The 2,925-nt window shown below is 74.5% G+C and carries 1 protein-coding gene; it reads right to left on the bottom strand.

Annotated features, from left to right (window positions below; genetic code table 11):
• Positions 1–121 precede the first annotated feature (121 nt).
• A complete protein-coding gene (purL, locus tag AB0J52_RS34610) occupies positions 122–2,311 on the bottom strand; it encodes a phosphoribosylformylglycinamidine synthase subunit PurL (RefSeq protein ID WP_500187114.1) in 2,190 nt (729 codons plus the stop codon).
• Between the last annotated feature and the right edge of the window lie 614 nt (positions 2,312–2,925).

Genomic DNA, 2,925 nt, shown 5'->3' with positions numbered 1-2,925 from the left:
GTGGGGGGGCCAGCCCGATGGCGCCCCCCCCCACGGTCGATCGCGAAGCGATGCCGCGCTCGCACGAGGCTCAGGCCCGCCAGGGAGCCGCTAGGCGAACCTGGCGGACCTGAGGCTCAAATCAACTCGCGTAGCTCGGCAGCGTGCGCTCGTGGGCCTCGCGGAGGTCGGCCAGGGAGATCGAGAAGACCTCCTGCTGGTCGCCGCCGTTGACGGTGAGCGAGTCGCCGCCGACGATGCCGAGCTGGCTCACCGGGACGCCCGCCTGCTCGCACAGCGCCGCGACGCGGGCCTCCGCGCCGGGGCGGATCGCCACGACGGCCCGCGCGACCGACTCGCTGAACAGCTGGACGAACGGGTCGCCGTGCAGGGTGATCCGCGCGCCGAGCCCGCCGCGCAGGCAGGACTCGACGAGCGCCTGGGACAGCCCGCCGTCCGACAGGTCGTGCGCCGCCGCGAGCAGGCCGTCGCGGGCGGCGGCGACCAGCACGGACGCCAGGGCGGCCTCGGCGGCCAGGTCCACCTTCGGCGGGAGGCCGCCCAGGTGGCCGTAGACGACGTGCGCCCATTCGGACCCGCCGAACTCCTCGCGGGTCTCGCCGAGCAGGGCGAGGGTCGAGCCCTCGGTGACGAACGCCATGTTCACCCGGCGGCGCACGTCGTCGTGCACGCCGAGGACGCCGATCACCGGGGTCGGGTTGATCGCCTGGTCGCCGGTCTGGTTGTAGAACGAGACGTTGCCGCCGGTCACCGGGGTGCCGAGGTAGCGGCAGCCGTCCGCGAGGCCCTCGACGGCCTGCGCGAACTGCCACATGACGCCCGGGTCCTCGGGGGAGCCGAAGTTCAGGCAGTTCGTCACCGCGAGCGGGCGGGCGCCCGTCGCGGCCACGTTCCGGTACGCCTCGGACAGCGCGAGCTGCGCGCCCGCGTACGGGTCGAGCCGCGTGTAGCGGCCGTTGCCGTCCAGCGACAGGGCGATGCCGAGCCCGGACTCGTCGTCGATGCGGACGACGCCCGCGTCCTCCGGCATCGCGAGCACGGTGTTGCCCAGCACGTACCGGTCGTACTGCGAGGTCACCCACGTCTTGCTGGCGAGGTTCGGGGACCCGGCGAGCCACAGCACCGTCCGGCGGATCTCCTCGCCGGTGGACGGCCGGGTCAGCCGGCCCGGCGTGTCCGACTGGATGGCGGCGAGGTCGGCGGGCGGGGCGATCGGCCGCTCGTACACCGGGCCCTCGTCGGCGGCGGTGACCGGCGGGATGTCCACGATCGTCTCGCCGCGCCAGGTCATGGTGAGGCGTCCGGTGTCGGTGACCTCGCCGATGACCGTGGCGGGGATCTCGTACTTGGCGCAGATCGCGAGGAAGGCGTCGACCTTGGCGGGCTCGACGACCGCCATCATCCGCTCCTGCGACTCCGACATGAGGATCTCTTCGGCGCGCAGGCTCGGGTCGCGCAGCGGGACGGCGTCGAGGTCGACGGCCATGCCGCCGGTGCCGGCGGCGGCGAGCTCGGTCGTCGCGCAGGACACGCCCGCCGCGCCGAGGTCCTGGATGCCGACGACCAGGTCCGCCCGGAACAGCTCCAGGCAGCACTCGATCAGCAGCTTCTCCATGAACGGGTCGCCGACCTGCACGCTCGGCCGCTTGGCCTGGGACGCGTCGTCGAAGCTCGCGGAGGCGAGCACGGACGCGCCGCCGATGCCGTCGGGGCCGGTCATCGCGCCGAACAGGATCACCTGGTTGCCGGGGCCGGGGGCCGCGGCGAGCTTGATGTCCTCGTGCTTCATCACGCCCACGCAGAGCGCGTTGACCAGCGGGTTCGCGGCGTAGCAGGCGTCGAAGACGGTCTCGCCGCCGATGTTGGGCAGGCCGAGGGAGTTGCCGTAGCCGCCGACGCCCGCGACCACGCCCGGCAGGACGCGGTGGGTGTCGGGGGCGTCGGCCGGGCCGAACCGAAGCGCGTCCATGACGGCGACGGGACGGGCGCCCATCGAGATGATGTCGCGGACGATGCCGCCGACGCCGGTCGCCGCGCCCTGGTAGGGCTCGACGTAGGACGGGTGGTTGTGCGACTCGACCTTGAAGGTCACCGCCCAGCCCTGGCCGACGTCCACGACGCCCGCGTTCTCGCCCATGCCGACCAGCAGCGCGTCGCTCTGCGGGGCCTTCTCGCCGAACTGGCGCAGGTGCACCTTGGACGACTTGTAGGAGCAGTGCTCCGACCACATCACCGAGTAGATCGCGAGCTCGGCGGAGGTCGGGCGGCGGCCCAGGATGTCGCGGACGCGCCGGTACTCGTCCTCGGCCATGCCGAGTTCGGCCCACGGCTGCGGCTTGTCGGGCGTCCGGACCGCGATCTCCACGGTGTCGGTGCCCTCGTCGGCCGCGCCGCGCGCCGGCCGTGGCCGCTGGACGGGCTCGCCCTGCTGCCCCTGCTGGCCGGGCTGGCCCTGCTGGGTCTGCTGGGTCTGCTGCTCGCCCTGCTGCGCGTGCGACATCGCGACGAGCGCGGCGGTCGGGCTCGCGGTCGGGTCGTCCGAGACGGCGGGCTGCGGACCGGCGCCCGAACCCACGGCGGGCTGCGGGCCCGTGTCCGGGCCGACGGCCGGCTGCGGACCGGTGTGCGAGCCGACCGAGGGCTGCGGGCCGGTGTTGGAGCCGACCGAGGGCTGCGGGCCCGTGTTCGGCGAACCCGGGGAACCCGTGTGCGGGGAGGGGGACGAGCCGGGGTGGTCGGCCGCGGAGTCGCGCGGGCCGAAGCCCTGCCCGTACTCCTGCCCGAGGGCCTGCGGGCCGGACTCGAAACCGGACCCGAAGGCCGGCTGCTGGAGCCCGCCCGCGGGACCGCTGTCGGCGCCGGTGCCCGTTCCGAGGGCGGACGCCGCGAGCAGCGCGGCGGCCTGCGGGTCCGGGAAGATCACGG

This window comes from Spirillospora sp. NPDC049652 (genome assembly GCF_040675125.1).
Taxonomy (GTDB): domain Bacteria; phylum Actinomycetota; class Actinomycetes; order Streptosporangiales; family Streptosporangiaceae; genus Spirillospora.
This window is presented reverse-complemented; position numbering and strand designations above follow the sequence as displayed.